The sequence below is a fragment of the Pseudomonas nitroreducens NBRC 12694 genome (assembly GCF_002091755.1).
GTDB classification, from domain to species: Bacteria; Pseudomonadota; Gammaproteobacteria; order Pseudomonadales; family Pseudomonadaceae; genus Pseudomonas; species Pseudomonas nitroreducens.
In genome coordinates this window covers 424,033-440,675 of the sequence record NZ_BDAI01000001.1, presented here as the reverse complement: position 1 = coordinate 440,675, position 16,643 = coordinate 424,033, and the positions used below count along the sequence as shown (strand labels likewise).

Here is a 16,643-nt window from a genome sequence, read left to right as displayed (position 1 = left end):
GTTTCGCCCCTGCTGCCGCCGGGGATGATCAGCGGATCGGGCGCATCTGGATCTGCCGGCGCTGGTTGTCGATCTGCTGGCGCTGCTGGTCGAGGATGCGTTGCTGCTGTTGCAGTTGGTCCTGCTGCAGTTCGCTCTTCTGCCGCTGGATCATCTGGTCGCTCTGCCGGCGCTGTTCGTCCCAGCGGCGTTGGCTGTCCTGCTGGCGCTTGAGGTTGTCCTGCTGTATCTGCAGGCGCTGGTCCTCGTAGTTCAGGCGCTGGCGGTCCAGTTCGTTCTGCCGTAGCTCGGACTGGCGGCGCAGGCTGTCCTGCTGTTGCTGGATGGGGTCGATGACCGGACTGGGCGTGGGGGCCGGGCGCGGGCGGCTGGGATAGAGCCAGGGATCGGCCTGGGCGGCGCCGACGAGGAAGATCGCCAGCAGCGGAAGGAGGAATCGGCGCATGGGAGGTATCTCCATGACAGGGTTGCCCCCAGTGTGCACCTGATCATTGCGCTCGGCATTGCTTTGCGTCGGACAAGGAAAAGGGCGCCCGAAGGCGCCCTATGCGTGAAGCCTGTAGATCAGTCTGTGGTGGTGGTCGGTTTGCTCGCCGGGTTCTCCTTGTTCGATTTCTCGCTGGCGGATGTCTTTCCGGCCAGTTCTTCCTTGGAGAAATCGTCCACATCGATCACCGCGCGGCGGGCGCGCTCGGCGGCATGCAGGGTTTCAGCCTCGGTCGCCTCCAGCACGCCGGCCTCGCGGGCGGCGTCGATGGGCGATTGGCCTGGCTTGGGATCAACGCCGTGTTCCTTGAGGGCCTTGTGCAGTTTCTTCTGCAGCGGTGCGGCGGCGGCAAGTTGGTCGTAGGCGATGGTGAGCTTGGCGACCGGATCGTCCTCTCCGCTGGGCAGGTAGGCGCCGGCAAGGATCTCCTGCAGCGCCGGGTCGCTCAGCGGGCGGCCGAGGATATCGGCGATCTCGGCATCCAGCGCATCGCCAGGGCCACGGTGGCGGCGGCCCAGCGGCAGCACGAGCACGCGCAGCAGGCAGGCGAAGGCACGGTCGGGGAAGTTGTCGATCAGGTCGGCCAACGCCGCTTCGGCCTTCTCCAGGTTTTCCTCCATGGCCCAGCGCAGCAGCGGGTGGAGGTAATCCGGGTTATCCAGGTCGTGGTAGCGCTTGAGCGCGGCGGAGCCCAGGTACAGGTGGCTCAGCGCATCGCCCAGGCGCGCCGACAGGCGCTCGCGGCGCTTCAGCTCGCCGCCGAGCATCATCATGCTGAAGTCGGCGAGCAGGGCAAAGGAGGCGGCGAGACGGTTCAGCGCGCGGTAGTACGGGCGGCTGACGCGGTCGCCCGGCACCTGGTCGAAGCTGCCGAAGCCCAGGCCCAGCAGCAGGCTGCTGGCGGCGTTGCTGACGGCGAAGCCGATATGGTCGAGCAGCAGTTCGTCGAACTCACGCTCGGCCTGGTCCTGGTCTTCGCGGCGCGCCAGTTCCATTTCCTTGAGAACGTACGGATGGCAACGGATCGCGCCCTGGCCGAAGATCATCAGGTTGCGCGAGAGGATGTTGGCGCCCTCGACGGTGATGAAGATCGGCGCGGCCTGCCAGGAGCGGCCCAGGTAGTTGTTCGGGCCCATGATGATGCCCTTGCCGCCATGGATATCCATGGCGTGGGCGATGCATTCGCGACCACGTTCGGTGAGGTGGTACTTGAGGATGGCCGAGAGCACCGAGGGTTTCTCGCCCAGGTCTACCGCGTTGGCGGTGAGGATGCGTGCGCTGTCCATCAGCCAGGCGTTGCCGCCGATGCGCGCGAGCGCTTCCTGGATGCCCTCGAAGGCCGACAGCGGCACGTTGAACTGCTCGCGTACCTGCGCATAGCGACCGCTGACGTAGCTGCCGGCCTTGGCGGCGCTGGTGCCGACTGCCGGCAGGGAAATCGAGCGCCCCACGGACAGGCAGTTCATCAGCATCATCCAGCCTTTGCCGATCATTTCCTGGCCGCCGATGATGTAGTCCAGCGGCACGAATACATCCTTGCCGGAGTTGGGGCCGTTCATGAAGGCGGCGCCCAGCGGCACGTGGCGGCGGCCGATCTGCACGCCGTCGGTGTCGGTAGGGATCAGCGCCAGGGTGATGCCGAGGTCTTCTTCCTCGCCCAGCAGGTGGTCCGGGTCATGGCACTTGAAGGCCAGGCCGAGGAGGGTGGCGACGGGGCCGAGGGTGATGTAGCGTTTTTCCCAGGTCAGGCGCAGGCCGAGGACTTCCTGGCCTTCCCACTGGCCCTTGCAGACCACGCCGACGTCGGTCATGCCGCCGGCATCGGAACCGGCCTGCGGGCTGGTCAGGGCGAAGCAGGGGATTTCTGCGCCGGTGGCCAGGCGCGGCAGGTAGCGCTGGCGCTGGGCGTCGGTGCCGTAGTGCAGCAGCAGTTCGGCCGGGCCGAGGGAGTTGGGCACCATCACGGTGGAGGCGAGGTCGCCGCTGCGGGTGGCGAGTTTCATTACCACCTGGGAGTGGGCGAAGGCGGAGAAGCCCTTGCCGCCGTATTCCTTGGGAATGATCAGGCCGAAGAAGCCCTGGTCCTTGATGAAGGCCCAGGCCTCGGGCGGCAGGTCCATGTCCTTGCCGACCTGGTAGTCGTTGATCATCGCGCAGAGCTGTTCGGTGGGGCCGTCGACGAACGCCTGCTCCTCCTCGGTCAACTGCGCGCGGGGATAGGCGAGCAGGGTATGCCAGTCCGGGCGGCCGCTGAACAGTTGACCGTCCCACCAGACCGTGCCGGCCTCGATGGCCTCGCGTTCAGTCTCGGACATCGGCGGCAGGGTCTTCTTGAACCAGGCGAACAGCCGCGAGGTGAACAGGCTGCGGCGCAGGTCGGTGGCGAGAATCGTCACCGCGACCACGGCCCAGATCAGCCAGAACAGCACCATCCAGCCGTGGGCGTGGCTGAACAGGCTCATCAGCACGAGGTACACGGCGACGATGCCGAGGGCCTTGAGCGGCGAGGCGCGGCGGTGCGCGAGCCAGGCAACGCCGAGGATCAGGACGAGTAACCAGACGAGCAGCATGCGGATTCCTCCATGACAGCCCGCCCCGGCGGCAGCGCGCCGTGGTGGGCTTGGTGACGAACAATGCGCGCGCAAAGCGACGGGCGTGAACACCCTTCACAATGCACCGGAAGCTTAGCTGGCCGAGCGGGACCGATGGCCGCATGGCCGGACAGCTTGGCCGGATCGCCTTGTCGGGGAGCCGATCCGGCTGGTTAGACTGGTGGCGCCATCAAGGACGACCAGCCCGGAGACAGAGCCATGCAGCAGTACCTCAAGCCCAGCCGCTTCGTTGATAGTGACCACCCCGGGGTAATCGAGTTCGCTCTAAATCATCGGGGCGACGGCGGTACGCCGCTGGAGCAGGCGGTGGCGCTCTATTACGCGGTGCGCGACGGGATTCGCTACAACCCCTACGTGTTCAGCCGCGACCCGCAGACCCTCAAGGGCAGTCACGCCCTGGAAAGCGGGCAGTCCTACTGCGTGCCCAAGGCCACGTTGCTGGCCGCTTGCGCCCGGCACTGCGGGATTCCCGCGCGCATTGGCCTGGCCGATGTGAAGAACCACCTGGCCACGCCGCGCCTGCTGGAGTTGCTGCGCAGCGAGGTATTCGCCATGCACGGCTACACCGAGCTGTTCCTCGAAGGCTGCTGGGTAAAGGCCACGCCGGCCTTCGATATCGGCCTGTGCGAGGCCTTCGGCGTGCTGCCGCTGGAGTTCGACGGGCGCAACGACAGCGTCTTCCACCCGTTCAATCGCGACGGCGAGCGGCATATGGAGTACCTGCGCGACCACGGGCAGTTCCCCGACGTGCCCGAGGCGTTTTTCTTCGGTTACCTCCGGCAGTGTTACCCGCATCTGTTCACCGGTGAAGACGCACCGCTGCAGGGCGACATGCGCAGTGAAGCAGCCAAAGCATGAACGCAATCGATAGTGACCATCAGTAGCTGTGTCTTTTTTCCTCGCGCCGTTGCCGGTAGTGTGCCGTCATCCGAAATCGCGTCCGTTGGGCGCGTGACCATCGAATGACGACAACAAGAGGGGCGCAGTATGCTGAAGATCTGGGGCCGGAAGAATTCCTCCAACGTGCGCAAGGTGCTCTGGTGCGCGGAGGAGGCGGGTCTGGCCTATGAGCGGATCGACGCCGGCGGCGCGTTCGGTGTGGTCAATGACGCGCCTTATCGTGCCCTGAACCCCAATGGCGTGGTGCCGACCCTGGAGGATGAGGGCTTCGTCCTCTGGGAGTCCAACACCATCGTCCGCTACCTCGCCGCGCGCTACGCCCCGGACCTGTACCCGCAGGACCTGCAGCAGCGCGCCAGCGCCGAGAAGTGGATGGACTGGACCACCTCGTCCCTGGCCGCGCCGTTCCGCACCGTATTCTGGGGGACCGTGCGCACCCCGCCGGAACAGCGCGACCCGGCTGCCATCCAGGCTGCCCTCGATATCTGCGCGGGTCTGTTGGCAATTCCCGAGGCGGTGCTGGCAAAGCAGTCATACCTGTCTGGCGAACAGTTCGGTATCGGCGATATTCCTCTGGGCTGCTTCATCTATGCTTGGTTCGAAATGCCCATCGAGCGCCCGGCGCAGCCGCATCTCAAGGCCTGGTACGAGCGCCTGAAGGCACGCCCGGCCTACCGTGACGCCGTGATGACCGAACTGACCTGAGTCCCTGCGCGTGCCCCGAAGGTTGCAATCCTCGCGGCGTGCCCTTATCAAGCAGGCCTTTTTCCAGAGACGTGCGTCTTTCCACCGACTTGCAACGGGAAAACCCATGAGTTCCGCGCTGTCCATCCGTCAACTGACGAAGACCTACGGCAACGGCTTCCAGGCCCTCAAGGGCATCGATCTGGACGTCGCCGAGGGCGATTTCTTTGCCTTGCTGGGCCCCAATGGCGCCGGCAAATCCACCACCATTGGCATCCTCTCCACCCTGGTGAACAAGACCAGCGGCACGGTCAATGTGTTCGGCCATGACCTGGACAAGGATCCCTACGGCTTGAAGCGCTGCCTGGGCGTGGTGCCCCAGGAATTCAACTTCAACCAGTTCGAGAAGGTGTTCGACATCGTCGTCACCCAGGCCGGCTACTACGGCATCCCGATGAGCGTGGCCAAGGGGCGCGCCGAGAAGTACCTGACCCAGCTGGGCCTGTGGGACAAGCGCAACTCCGCCTCCCGCGAGCTCTCCGGTGGCATGAAGCGCCGCCTGATGATCGCCCGCGCGCTGGTCCACGAGCCGCGCCTGCTGATCCTCGACGAACCCACCGCCGGCGTGGACATCGAACTGCGCCGCTCGATGTGGAACTTCCTTACCGAGCTCAACGGCGAAGGCATCAGCATCATCCTCACCACGCACTACCTGGAAGAGGCCGAGCAGCTGTGCCGCAACATCGCGATCATCGACCACGGCACCATCGTGGAGAACACCAGCATGCGCAAGCTGTTGAACAAGCTGCATGTGGAGACTTTCTACCTCGACCTGCAGGGCACGCTCAGCGAGACGCCCAGGCTCGAAGGCTATCCGGCGCGGCTGGTGGATGACCACACCCTGGAAGTGCAGGTGGACAAATCCCTGGGGATCAACGGTCTGTTCGTCCAGCTCAATGCCCAGGGCGTGCAGATCCTGAGCCTGCGCAACAAGAGCAACCGGCTGGAGGAGCTGTTCGTGTCGCTGGTGGAGAAGAATCTGTCGAAGGTGGCGGTATGAGTCACGAACTGCGCGCCAACTGGGTCGCCCTCAACACCATCGTCTACCGCGAAGTCCGCCGCTTCCTGCGTATTTGGCCGCAGACCCTGCTGCCGCCGGCGATCACCATGGTTCTGTACTTCGTCATCTTCGGCAACCTGATCGGCCGGCAGATCGGCGATATGGGCGGCTTTACCTACATGCAGTACATCGTGCCCGGCCTGATCATGATGTCGGTGATCACCAACTCGTACGGCAACGTGGTGTCGAGCTTCTTCGGCAGCAAGTTCCAGCGCAACATCGAGGAGTTGCTGGTGTCGCCGGTGTCGCCGCACACCATCCTCCTCGGCTTCGTCTGCGGTGGTGTTCTGCGCGGATTGGCGGTGGGCGTGATCGTCACCATTCTGTCGCTGTTCTTCACCGACCTGCAGATCCACCACCTGGGCATCACCGTTCTGGTAGTGGTGCTGACGGCGGCGATCTTCTCCATGGGTGGCTTCGTCAACGCGGTATTCGCCCGTAATTTCGACGATATCTCGATTATCCCGACCTTCGTGCTGACGCCGCTGACCTACCTGGGTGGGGTGTTCTACTCGATCACGCTGCTGCCGCCGTTCTGGCAGACCGTGTCGCTGGCGAACCCGATCCTGCACATGGTCAATGCCTTCCGCTATGGCATTCTCGGGGTGTCGGACATCCGCATCGGCACCGCGGTGATCTTCATGCTGGTGGCTACCGTGCTGCTCTACGTGTTCTGCGTGCGCCTGCTGGTGAGCGGGCGTGGGATGCGCCAGTGAGTGACGCATTGCGCTGATGCCAAAAGGCCCCGGTTGGGGCCTTTTAGTTTTTTGGGCCAGCTGGAACTTCGCTGCATTGGTTTGCCCTCACCCCAGCCCTCTCCCGGAGGGAGAGGGAGCCGCGCGTGCCGGCTGATGCCTTGGTTTCCGCCTATTCCGTACAGTCCCCTCTCCCTCTGGGAGAGGGTTAGGGTGAGGGGCTCTTAAGCGGGAAACTCGATAACGAACCGCGTCCACCCACCAGCCGACTCGCAACGAATCTCCCCGCCATGGGCGCGGATGATGGAGCGACAGATCGCCAACCCCAGTCCGGCGTGCTCGCCCTGGCCCTCGCGGCGGGCCGGGTCGGCGCGGTAGAAACGGTCGAACAGGCGCGGCAGGCGCGCGGCGGGAATCTCCCGGCCGGGGTTTTCCACGCTCAGGCGGCCCGGCTCCAGGCGTACGCGAATCTGCCCGCCGTCCGGGGTGAAGCGCAGGGCGTTGTCCAGCAGGTTGGCCAGTACCCTGCGCAGCAAGGCACGGTCGCCTTGTACCGACAGCTCGCCGTCGCGCTCCAGGCGAATGGATTTTTCCTCGGCCAGCGGTCCGTAGAACTCCAGCAGTTCGTCCACTTCGGCGGCCAGAGCCAGAACCTGGCGGTTCGGCGCGAGCAGGCCGTGGTCGGCCTTGGCCAGGAACAGCATGTCATTGACCATCGCGGTGAGCCGTTCCAGCTCCTCCAGGTTGCCGTGCAGCGCTTCGCGGTAATCCTCCAGACCGCGCGAGCGCGAGAGCACTACCTGGGTCTGGGTCAGCAGCCCGGTCAGGGGCGTGCGCAGCTCGTGGGCGATGTCGGCGGAGAAGGCCGACAGGCGCTGGAAGGCTTCTTCCAGGCGCGCCAGCATCGCGTTCAGTTCGCCGGCCAGGCCGCGCAGCTCCTGCGGCATCTGCCCGGCGTCGAGGCGGGTCGTCAGCGAGTGCGCGCTGACCTGGGCCGCCACTTCGCTCATGCGCCGCAAGGGGCGCAGGCTGGCGCGGGCCGCCCAGGCGCCAAGCAGCGCGGTGGCCAGGGCGGAGAAACCCATGGTCATCCAGATCAGGCGCTGCATGCGCTGCAGGAAGTGCTGGTGATGGGTGATGTCGAGGATCAGGGTGAGTTGCGCACCCTGCGGATTCCCGGCATCCAGCGGCGCTTGCAGTTCGCGGTAGGCGGGGGCTTCGTCGCTGGCCATGTTCATGGCGGGCAGTTGCCAGAACCAGCGTTGGCCGTCAGGGCCCTGCAGGCGCAGGCCGAGGTCGGGATGGCGCTCCAGTTCGCGGCGCAGTTCGGCGTCGTGGGGGGCGAGTTGTTCAGCGCTGCCGACACCATTCAGTACGTCGCGGAAGATCGCCAGCTTGCCGCTCAGCAACTGCTGGTCCAGTTCGATGAAGTGTGCCTCGCTGGCGCGGCTGAAAATGAGGCCGGCCAGCAACGACACGGCGGCGGTGCAGGCGGCGAACAGCAGGCTCAGGCGCAGGCCGAGGGAGAGGCGGGCGCTCATGCTTCGCGCTCTTCCAGCACGTAACCCATGCCGCGCACGGTGTGGATCAGGCGTTGCGGGAAGTCGTCGTCGACCTTGGCGCGCAGGCGGCGGATGGCGACCTCGATGACGTTGGTGTCGCTGTCGAAATTCATGTCCCACACCTGGGAGGCGATCAGCGACTTGGGCAGCACCTCGCCGCTGCGGCGCAGCAGCAATTCCAGCAGGGCGAACTCCTTGGCGGTCAGGTCGATGCGCTTGCCGGCGCGCTGTACGCGGCGGCGCAGCAGGTCAAGCTCCAGGTCGGCCAGTTGCAGGGTGGTTTCCTGAATCTGCTGGCCGCCGCGGCGCAGCAGGGTGCGCACGCGGGCGAGCAGTTCGACGAAGGCGAAGGGTTTCACCAGGTAATCGTCGGCACCCAGTTCCAGGCCGCGCACGCGGTCTTCCACGGCATCGCGGGCGGTGAGGAACAGCACCGGCACCGCGCTGCCGGCCTGGCGCACCGCCTGGAGGATCTGCCAGCCGTCGCGGCCGGGCAGCATCACGTCGAGGATCAGCAGGTCGTGCTCGGCGGCCAGGGCCAGTTGCAGCCCCTCGTCGCCATCGGCGGTCAGGTCGACGGCGAAGCCGGCCTCGCTCAGGCCCTGTTGCAGGTACTGGCCGATGCGGGGTTCGTCTTCGACGATGAGGAGTTTCATCCGGGTATCCATTCAGGCGCTCGGGGCGCGGCTGTCCTCAAGGTAATGGGGCGGTCAGCGAACTGACAGTGTCGGTATCGCAGACTGGCAGCGCATTCATTTTCAAGCGTCATTGAGGAGGCTGCCATGCATCTGATCATCTCCACGCTGTTTGCCGTGCTGTTGTTCCCTGTCACGCCAGCCTGGGCTGACGGAGGAGGGGACATCACCTTCCAGCGCATGCAGGAACAGGCCGCCAAGGCGCGCCAGGTCTGCTGATTTCGCTTCATCGTGCTGCCCCTTGCCCGCCCTTCGGCGGGCTTTTTTCGCCCTCTTTATACCCGGTATCGGGCAAGCGAGCGCCAAGCTGACAGAGTTGTAATCTTCCCGACAGGTAACCCTCAGCCGCCGACAGCGACCATGGCCACCATTCCAGAAAGGAGATTCGCCATGTCCCTGCGTCATCTGCTCCAAGCTTCCGCCCTCGGCCTCGCCGCCGCTTTCAGCCTGCCGGCCCTGGCCGATACCGGGCACACCTACGACTTCGGCAAGCCGGCCCAGGCCGCCCAGGCCACCCGCACCGTGGAGATCAAGCTGGGCGAGATGTTCTTCGAGCCGGAGAGCATCGACGTGAAGCCGGGCGAGACCGTGCGCTTCGTCATCCACAACACGGGCAGCCTGCTGCACGAATTCAACCTGGGAAGCGCCGCCATGCACGCCGGCCACCAGAAGGAAATGCAGCAGATGATGGATACCGGGATGCTCACGCCCACCGGCATGCAGCACGACATGAGCCAGATGGACCACAGCAAGATGGGCCATGGCGACATGCCGATGATGAAGCACGACGATCCCAACAGCGTGCTGGTGGAGCCGGGCAAGAGCGCCGAACTGACCTGGACCTTCAGCAAGGCCACCAGCCTGGAGTTCGCCTGCAACATTCCGGGGCATTACCAGGCTGGCATGGTCGGCAAACTGACCGTCAAGCCTTGAGCGCGCCAAGATGATTCGCGCAAGGGATTGGGCTCTGGGGGCGCTGCTGCTGGCACCGTTGGCGGTGCAGGCGGGCGTGTATGACCTGACGATTGGCGAGGGCGAGTTGAAACTGTCCGATGGCGCACGCAAGGCGCTCACGGTGAACGGCCGGACGCCCGCGCCGGAGTTGCGCTTCAAGGAGGGCGAGGACGTCGAATTGCGCGTCACCAACACCCTCGACCGCGACACCTCGCTGCACTGGCACGGGCTGATCCTGCCCTACACCCAGGATGGCGTGCCGGGCATCAGCTTTCCGGGTATCAAGCCCGGCGAGACCTTCACCTACCGCTTCACCGTGAAGCAGTCCGGCACCTACTGGTACCACGCCCACAGCGACTTCCAGGAAATCGAGGGCCTCTATGGCCCACTGGTGATCGAACCGAAGTCGCGCGAGCCCTACCGCTATGACCGCGAGTACACCTTGCTGCTCGCGGACTGGCACGACACGAAGCCGGAAACCGTGTTCGCCAACCTGAAGAAGCAGAGCGACTACTACAACCATAACCAGCGAACCCTGGGGGATTTCATCGCCGACTCCAGTGCGAATGGTTTTCTGGCGACCCTGCGCGACCGCCTGGACTGGGGCGGCATGCGCATGACACCGACGGACATCGCCGACATCGCCGGCTTTCGCTTCCTGGTCAATGGTCAGGACAGCGAACAGAACTGGACCGGCCGGTTCAAGCCTGGCGAGCGAGTGCGCCTGCGCCTCATCAACGGCTCGGGCATGAGCTATTTCGACTTGCGCATTCCCGGCCTGAAGATGACTGTGGTGCAGGCCGACGGCAACGACGTGCAGCCGGTGACGGTGGACGAACTGCGTATCGCCGTGGCCGAAACCTATGACGTGATTGTCCAGCCGCAGGAAGACCGCGCCTACACCTTCTTCGCCGAAGCGATGGACCGCAGCGGATACGCCCGTGCCACCCTGACGCCGCGCGAGGGGCTGGTCGCCGAGGTGCCGGTTCTGCGCGAGCGGCCGTTGCTGACCATGGCCGATATGGGCATGAGCCACGGAGGCATGGATCACGGCAGCATGGCGATGGGACATCCGGAAGGTTCGGACATGGCCGGCATGGATCACTCCAAAATGGCCGGCATGGATCATTCGCAGATGGCTGGGATGGATCATTCGACCATGGGCGCCGCGGCGCCGAAGTCCGACTACGCCCCCGGCAGCGGTCTGACCCCGCAACCGGCCGAGCCGGGCAATCGCCTGCTGGTCTACGCGGACCTGAAAGCCATGCGTCCCTACGCCGACTACCGTGCGCCGGATCGCACCATCGAGTTTCGCCTGACCGGCAACATGGAGCGCTACTTCTGGTCCATCGACGGCAAGAAGTACTCCGAGGCGGAGCCGATCCGCCTGACCTACGGCGAGCGCGTGCGCATCCGCTTCGTCAACGACACCATGATGACCCACCCCATGCACCTGCACGGCATGTGGATGCAGCTGGACAAGGGCAATGGCCGCTTCAACCCGCTCAAGCATGTGGTCAGCGTGGCGCCGGGCAGCACCCTGGACGTCGACGTACCGGCCGACGCGCTGGGCGAGTGGGCCTTCCACTGCCACCTGATCTACCACATGGCCGCCGGCATGATGCGCAAGGTCATCGTCGAGCCGGCACCCGCCAGCGCCAGCCTCTGAGGACCCGCCATGAAACGCATTGCAACGGTGGCCTGCGCGGCGACCCTGGGCCTGGCCTTGCCCGCAGAAAGTGCCGAGATGGACGACATGCCGATGGGCTCGCTGCTGATCCAGCGCCTGGAAAGCCGCTTCCACGGCAACGACCAGGCCCTGGGCTGGGAAGCCCAGGGCTGGTACGGCACCGATTACCAGAAGCTCCGTCTGAAGCTGGAAGGCGAGCGCGATGCCGGCGGCCCGACCACCGACAATGAGGTGCAGCTGCTCTACCAGCGAATGGTCGCGGATTTCTGGGACTGGCAGGTGGGTGTGCGCCATGACGACCAGCCGGGACCGTCACGTACTTACGCCGTGCTGGGTATCCAGGGCCTGGCACCGCAGTGGTTCGAGGTGGACGCCAACCTGTTTCTCAGCGAGCGCGGCGATCCATCCCTGCGCCTGGAGACCGAGTATGAGCTGCTGCTGACCCAGCGGCTGATCCTCGAGCCATCGCTGGAATACAACCTGGCGCTGGCCGATGACCGGGATATCGGCGTGGGCGCGGGCGGCAGCGAGCTGGAGGCGGGTTTGCGCCTGCGCTACGAAATCCGTCGCGAGTTCGCCCCTTATTTCGGCTATGTCTGGAGCAAGACCTATGGCCGCAGCGGCGACATCGCCCGCGCCGAAGGCGAGGATGACGAGGAGGGCTACTGGGTCGCGGGCGTGCGGATGTGGTTCTGAGGGTAGGTTGCTCTTCATAGAAGCGAGCTTGCTCGCGAACGGATTTCCCGGCGGCGTTATCGCCATGACGGTTCGCGAGCAAGCTCGCTCCTGCAGGGCGGGTGTCGCGGCGAAGGGCCTGGTTCGTCCGCCGGCTGCTGAAAGGCGAGGCGGATTTGTATACACTCGCCGCCTCGCGCCACCGCCCGCAACGTCGATCCAGCAGGTCCTCACATGCAGCATCCCGCCGAACACTCGCCCCTGGGCAAATCCAGCGAATACGTCTCCACCTACGCGCCGGAGCTGCTCTTCCCGATCTCGCGCTCCACCAAGTGGGCGGAGCTGGGCCTGACCGCGGACACCCTGCCGTACCAGGGCGTGGACCTGTGGAACTGCTATGAGCTGTCCTGGCTGACCGCATCGGGCAAGCCGGTGGTGGCCATCGGCGAGTTCTCGATCCCGGCGCAGTCGCCTAACATCATCGAGTCCAAGTCCTTCAAGCTCTACCTCAACTCGCTGAACCAGACCGCCTTCGACAGCGCCGAAGCCGTGCGTGCGGTGATGGAGCGCGACTTGTCTACCGCCGCTGGCGCGCCGGTCGGTGTGCGCGTACGCAGCCTGGACGAAGTGGCAGGCGAGGGCGTTGCCGTCATCGAAGGCACCTGTGTCGATGATCTGGACGTTGCGGTGGAGAGCTACGACCACCCGCGCCCGGAACTGCTGAGCTGCGATGACACTCGTCGCGTCGACGAAGTGCTCTACAGCCACCTGCTCAAATCCAACTGCCCGGTCACCGGCCAGCCGGACTGGGGCACCCTGGTGGTCGAGTACGCCGGCCCGGCGCTGGATGCCGCAAGCCTGCTGGCCTACGTCGTCTCGTTCCGCCAGCACCAGGACTTCCACGAACAGTGCGTCGAGCGCATCTACCTCGACCTGCAGCGCCTGCTGCAGCCGACTCGCCTGACCGTCTATGCACGCTACGTGCGCCGTGGTGGGCTGGACATCAACCCGTACCGCAGCAGCGAAGCCGTGCAGCCGGACAATCGCCGGCTGGTGCGTCAGTAGTTGCTGGCGCGCCTGTCAATCGCGGATACAAAAAACCCGGCCATGGCCGGGTTTTTCATGTCTGGGAGCTTCAGATGCCCATGTTCGCCAGGCTCTGCACGATGGAGCGAAGCGTGCCGGCCAAGGTCGGATGGCTCGCCTCGAAGCGCTCGACGGCCAGGTTGACGTTGTCCATCAGGGTCTCGTCGGCCAGCGCCTCTTCGTTGGCCAGCTGCAATTCGATGTCCTTGATCAGGGCTTGCAGCGATTCGCGCTCCTCCGCGTTCAACGGCGGCTGGCGCTCCAGCTGGTCGCGCAGGGCCTGAAGTTCTTCCTGGAGGCGTTGTGTCGGCATGGTGGTGTCCTTCTGCGGTACGTACCCAAAGATGGACCTCGCCCGACGGGGAAAAGGTCCATCGCCATGCCTTTGAGCTTAACTCGCCGCGCGCACCCTTGCCTGATGCCGATCAACGCGCAGGAGACGTTCGAGCAGCGGGAAGAAGTGCTCCAGCTCCGGCGTGCGCATGGCCGGGTCCTTGCCCAGGTCGTCCAGGCGGCGCAGCGTCAGCGCGTCCTGGGAGAAGGGCGCGTTGAGAAAGGCGCTGGAGCCGCGTTCATCGAACGGCCCGCCCTGCAGCGCCAGGCTCTGCCGCGAGGCCGTGGACAGGCCGGCGTGGTAGGCCGGGTCCACCGCGCAGAGGTAGCGCTTGGCGGCTACGTGCAGGCGAATCGGCTGCCAGACGGCTTCGGGCAACAGCTCGCGCAGCAGGTTGGCGCCGAACTCCTCGTGCCGCTGGTCCTGTTCATCGATCAGTTGCGGATCTTCATAGAGGTGGCCGATGTCGTGGAGCAGGGCGGCGATCACCAGGCTGTCGGAACAGCCGGCGCGCTCGGCCAGGGTGGCGCACTGCAACGCGTGCTCGGCCTGGCTGACGGCCTCACCGTAAGGTTCGGCGCCGTGGCTGGCGAAGCGCTCGGCCAGCTCGTCGAGAAAGCGGTGGCGTTCGTGCTTCATGGTTTTTCTCCTTTCAGGCGGCGGCCGGCGATGTCCTGCAGGCAGGAGTCCAGCTCGCCCAGGTGATCGATGACCGAGTGCACACCGAGCCGGTACAGGCCCAGCGTGGCCTGTGCGCGCAGGCGGTCGCGGTCGAGGTTGCCCAGGGCGTCCCAGTCTCCCGGCGCCTGGCCGCACAGTGGGCCGCTGGCGGCCAGGCCGATGGTCCACAGGCCGGCGTTCAGGCCTGCCTGGAGCAGGCGCGGCTGGCCGCTGACCAGCACGCAGCCGTCCAGTAATGGCGTGCCAAGCTGCATCAGTGCCTGCCAGCAGGAGTCTGGCGCCGGCCACTGGCGGCCGGCGATATCCAGGCCGGTGGCAAGGTGTTCGTCCAGCGCGGCAGCAAGATGCAGCGTGGTGGCCCTGGGTAGCTCATCCAGCCAGCCGCAGGGAATACCGCGCCGGTGCAGTGACTGCAAGGCATCCAGCGCGCCGGGCGTCACCTCGGCGTGGGCCTGGGCGGCTTCGTCCAGGGCCGACTGGAACAAGTCGCACTCGGGGGCGTCGGCATCGTGGCCCAGGGCCAGATCCAGCGCCTGCTGCGGGGGCAGGGCGAGGGCGGAGGTCAGGCGCTCCGGCGGACAATCGGGGCAACTACGTTGCAGGGCAACCGGCAGCGTCCTTGCGCCGAAGTCCACCAGATCACCGGACAGTCCGAACAGCAGGGTGGTGAAGCGCGGAAGGTCGGCAGTCGCAGGCATGGTGGGCTTTTCTGATAATTGGTCTAGGCCAGACTAGCGAGCCATTGTGACGGTCCGATGAAGTCCCCCTGCTGCCCGTTATAATCGCCGCGCCTTTTTGTGGAAGACACCCATGCCGGTCGAACCCATGCCCCATTACCTGCGCATTCGCGACCAGTTGGCGCAGGACATCGCCAACGACACCCTCACCGAGCGCCTGCCCGCCGAGCGCGAGCTGGCCGAACGCTTCGGCTGCACCCGCGTAACCCTGCGTGAGGCGCTGCAACAGCTGGAAACAGAAGGCGTGCTCTACCGCGAGAATCGCCGCGGCTGGTTCGTCTCACCGCCGCGCATCCGCTACAACCCGACCCGTACCACGGGCTTCATGGATTACGTTCAGGCCCAGGGGCGGGTGCCGCGTACCGAAGTGCTGGCGGCTGAACGCCGTACCGCCGGGCCCGCTATCGCTCGACGCATGGGGCTGGATGAAGGGGCCGAGGTGTTTCATATCCTGCGCCGACGCTGGGTCGACGAACGCCCGGTAATGCTGGAGGAAATCACCCTGGATGCCAGTTGGTGCCCCGGGTTGCTCGACCATGGTCTGGACACCTCGCTTACCCGCGTACTGCGCGAGGAGCTGGGACTCAGCCTGTCACGTTCCGAGCTGGCCATGCATTCCACGGCGCTGGTGGCTGCGCGGGCGACACCGCTGCAACTGACGCCGGGCGCGCCAGGACTGCACGTGGAGCGCGCAAGCTTTGTCGACGGTGGCCGGATGGTGGAGTGGGACCAGGAGTTCTGGCGTTCCGATGCACTGGAAATTGTCATCGACGCACGGTATCCGGACTGAAGTGGCACTATGCTTTCTGTTGAAGGCAAGCGAAACGGCAGAGCGTGATCCAAATCGAAATCCTGCGAGATCGGTTCGGGTCCGCAAAACTCTTCGGCCTCTATATAATCTGCCCGCACAGCGGGGCCGCCATGGCTGGCCCGAAAGACATTCACTGGAGAACTCCCGATGCGCCCACTAGGCGTCCAATGGACGAAACGCTGCTTCAGCCTGCTCGCCGCCGCCGGTCTGGCCACGATCCCGTACCTGGCACAGGCCGCCAGCGAAGACGACCCGTGGGAAAGCGTCAACCGCCCGATCTTCACCTTCAACGACACACTGGACACCTACGCCCTCAAGCCGTTGGCCCAGGGCTACCAGTACGTCACACCGAACGTCGTGCAAGACGGCGTGCACAACTTCTTCGGCAACATCGGTGACGTGCGCAACCTGGTCAACGACCTGCTGCAACTGAAGTTCCGCGATGCCGGCGTCGACACCAGCCGCCTGCTGTTCAACACTACCTTCGGCCTGGCCGGCTTCATCGACGTCGCGACCCACATGGGCCTGCGCCGCAACGACGAAGACTTCGGCCAGACCCTCGGCCATTACGGCGTGGGCAGCGGCCCTTACGTGATGCTGCCGCTGCTGGGCCCGAGCACCCTGCGCGATGCGCCTTCGCTGATCCCGGATGCCTACACCGGCCCGTATCCCTACATCGACAATGTATCGGTGCGTAACAGCCTGCGCGGCGTCAACGTGGTCGATACCCGCGCCGACCTGCTCAAGTCCGAGAAGCTGATCAGCGGCGACAAATACACCTTCATACGCAACGCCTACCTGCAGAACCGCGAGTTCAAGGTCAAGGACGGCGAGGTCGAAGACGACTTCTGATCCGCCTTGCCCGCAGCCCGCTCCTGTCCTCCAGCCCCCGCCTTTCGTGGCGCGGGCTGCGGCTGCTT

The 16,643-nt window shown here is 65.4% G+C and carries 18 protein-coding genes; 11 read left to right on the top strand and 7 right to left on the bottom strand.

Features of this window, described 5'->3' with window-relative positions:
* Positions 1–28: 28 nt before the first annotated feature.
* Positions 29–445 carry a PA2816 family glutamine-rich protein gene (locus tag PNI01S_RS01995; RefSeq protein ID WP_024763872.1) on the bottom strand — a complete coding sequence of 139 codons (417 nt, stop codon included), beginning with the start codon at positions 443–445 and terminating at the stop codon, positions 29–31.
* 119 nt (positions 446–564) lie between these two features.
* Complete coding sequence (locus PNI01S_RS01990; RefSeq protein WP_084357334.1) at positions 565–3,057, bottom strand: acyl-CoA dehydrogenase; 2,493 nt, start codon at positions 3,055–3,057, stop codon at positions 565–567.
* 240 nt (positions 3,058–3,297) lie between these two features.
* Here PNI01S_RS01990 and PNI01S_RS01985 point away from each other — a divergent pair, with 240 nt between their 5' ends.
* The 4 genes from PNI01S_RS01985 to PNI01S_RS01970 all read left to right on the top strand — a co-directional run bounded on the left by PNI01S_RS01985 (position 3,298) and on the right by PNI01S_RS01970 (position 6,519).
* Entirely contained in the window at positions 3,298–3,957 is a 660-nt protein-coding gene (locus tag PNI01S_RS01985) for a transglutaminase-like domain-containing protein (RefSeq protein ID WP_084357333.1), read from the top strand.
* A gap of 129 nt (positions 3,958–4,086) precedes the next feature.
* Positions 4,087–4,704: a glutathione S-transferase gene (locus PNI01S_RS01980; protein ID WP_065085070.1), complete on the top strand. Its 618-nt coding sequence runs from the start codon at positions 4,087–4,089 to the stop codon at positions 4,702–4,704.
* Positions 4,705–4,810: 106 nt separating this feature from the next.
* The gene (locus tag PNI01S_RS01975) at positions 4,811–5,743 is read left to right on the top strand and encodes an ABC transporter ATP-binding protein (RefSeq protein ID WP_084357332.1); all 933 of its coding nucleotides are present in this window, start codon (positions 4,811–4,813) and stop codon (positions 5,741–5,743) included.
* The gene (locus tag PNI01S_RS01970; protein WP_024763878.1) at positions 5,740–6,519 is read left to right on the top strand and encodes an ABC transporter permease; all 780 of its coding nucleotides are present in this window, start codon (positions 5,740–5,742) and stop codon (positions 6,517–6,519) included. The genes PNI01S_RS01975 and PNI01S_RS01970 overlap by 4 nt, the downstream gene beginning before the upstream one ends.
* Before the next feature lie 203 nt (positions 6,520–6,722).
* Here the strand turns inward: PNI01S_RS01970 and PNI01S_RS01965 are convergent, their stop codons facing one another.
* On the bottom strand, positions 6,723–8,039 hold the full coding sequence (locus PNI01S_RS01965) for a heavy metal sensor histidine kinase (protein ID WP_084357331.1): 1,317 nt from the start codon (positions 8,037–8,039) through the stop codon (positions 6,723–6,725).
* On the bottom strand, positions 8,036–8,716 hold the full coding sequence (locus tag PNI01S_RS01960; protein WP_024763880.1) for a heavy metal response regulator transcription factor: 681 nt from the start codon (positions 8,714–8,716) through the stop codon (positions 8,036–8,038). The genes PNI01S_RS01965 and PNI01S_RS01960 overlap by 4 nt, the downstream gene beginning before the upstream one ends.
* 126 nt (positions 8,717–8,842) lie before the next feature.
* Between PNI01S_RS01960 and PNI01S_RS28580 the strand changes: the two genes are divergently transcribed.
* The 5 genes from PNI01S_RS28580 (at position 8,843) to queF (ending at position 13,139) form a co-directional block, all read left to right on the top strand.
* Positions 8,843–8,974, top strand: coding sequence for a co-regulatory protein PtrA N-terminal domain-containing protein (locus PNI01S_RS28580; protein WP_256576505.1), 132 nt, complete (start codon positions 8,843–8,845; stop codon positions 8,972–8,974).
* Between the two features lie 171 nt (positions 8,975–9,145).
* Positions 9,146–9,688 carry a copper-resistant cuproprotein CopI gene (gene copI / locus PNI01S_RS01955; protein WP_024763881.1) on the top strand — a complete coding sequence of 181 codons (543 nt, stop codon included), beginning with the start codon at positions 9,146–9,148 and terminating at the stop codon, positions 9,686–9,688.
* Positions 9,689–9,698: 10 nt separating this feature from the next.
* Positions 9,699–11,378 (top strand): copper resistance system multicopper oxidase, encoded by a 1,680-nt coding sequence (locus PNI01S_RS01950; protein WP_084357330.1) that lies wholly within the window; start codon positions 9,699–9,701, stop codon positions 11,376–11,378.
* 9 nt (positions 11,379–11,387) lie between these two features.
* Positions 11,388–12,095 carry a copper resistance protein B gene (locus PNI01S_RS01945; protein ID WP_024763883.1) on the top strand — a complete coding sequence of 236 codons (708 nt, stop codon included), beginning with the start codon at positions 11,388–11,390 and terminating at the stop codon, positions 12,093–12,095.
* A 213-nt stretch (positions 12,096–12,308) separates the two neighbouring features.
* The gene (gene queF / locus PNI01S_RS01940; protein WP_084357329.1) at positions 12,309–13,139 is read left to right on the top strand and encodes an NADPH-dependent 7-cyano-7-deazaguanine reductase QueF; all 831 of its coding nucleotides are present in this window, start codon (positions 12,309–12,311) and stop codon (positions 13,137–13,139) included.
* Positions 13,140–13,209: 70 nt separating this feature from the next.
* On the opposite strand, the gene PNI01S_RS01935 is transcribed toward queF, so the two are convergent.
* The 3 genes from PNI01S_RS01935 to pcrP form a co-directional block, all read right to left on the bottom strand.
* Positions 13,210–13,473, bottom strand: coding sequence for a DUF4404 family protein (locus PNI01S_RS01935; protein WP_024763885.1), 264 nt, complete (start codon positions 13,471–13,473; stop codon positions 13,210–13,212).
* A 78-nt stretch (positions 13,474–13,551) separates the two neighbouring features.
* Complete coding sequence (locus tag PNI01S_RS01930) at positions 13,552–14,133, bottom strand: phosphonate degradation HD-domain oxygenase (protein WP_024763886.1); 582 nt, start codon at positions 14,131–14,133, stop codon at positions 13,552–13,554.
* Entirely contained in the window at positions 14,130–14,873 is a 744-nt protein-coding gene (gene pcrP / locus PNI01S_RS01925) for an HAD superfamily inactivated hydrolase PcrP (RefSeq protein WP_065085064.1), read from the bottom strand. Before pcrP ends, PNI01S_RS01930 begins: the two co-directional genes overlap by 4 nt.
* A 112-nt stretch (positions 14,874–14,985) precedes the next feature.
* On the opposite strand from pcrP, the gene PNI01S_RS01920 reads away from it, so the two are divergent.
* Both PNI01S_RS01920 and PNI01S_RS01915 read left to right on the top strand, forming a co-directional pair.
* Positions 14,986–15,702, top strand: a complete 717-nt coding sequence (locus PNI01S_RS01920) for a UTRA domain-containing protein (protein WP_037014071.1) — start codon at positions 14,986–14,988, stop codon at positions 15,700–15,702.
* 168 nt (positions 15,703–15,870) lie between these two features.
* A complete protein-coding gene (locus PNI01S_RS01915; protein WP_084357328.1) occupies positions 15,871–16,575 on the top strand; it encodes an MlaA family lipoprotein in 705 nt (234 codons plus the stop codon).
* Positions 16,576–16,643: the final 68 nt, after the last annotated feature.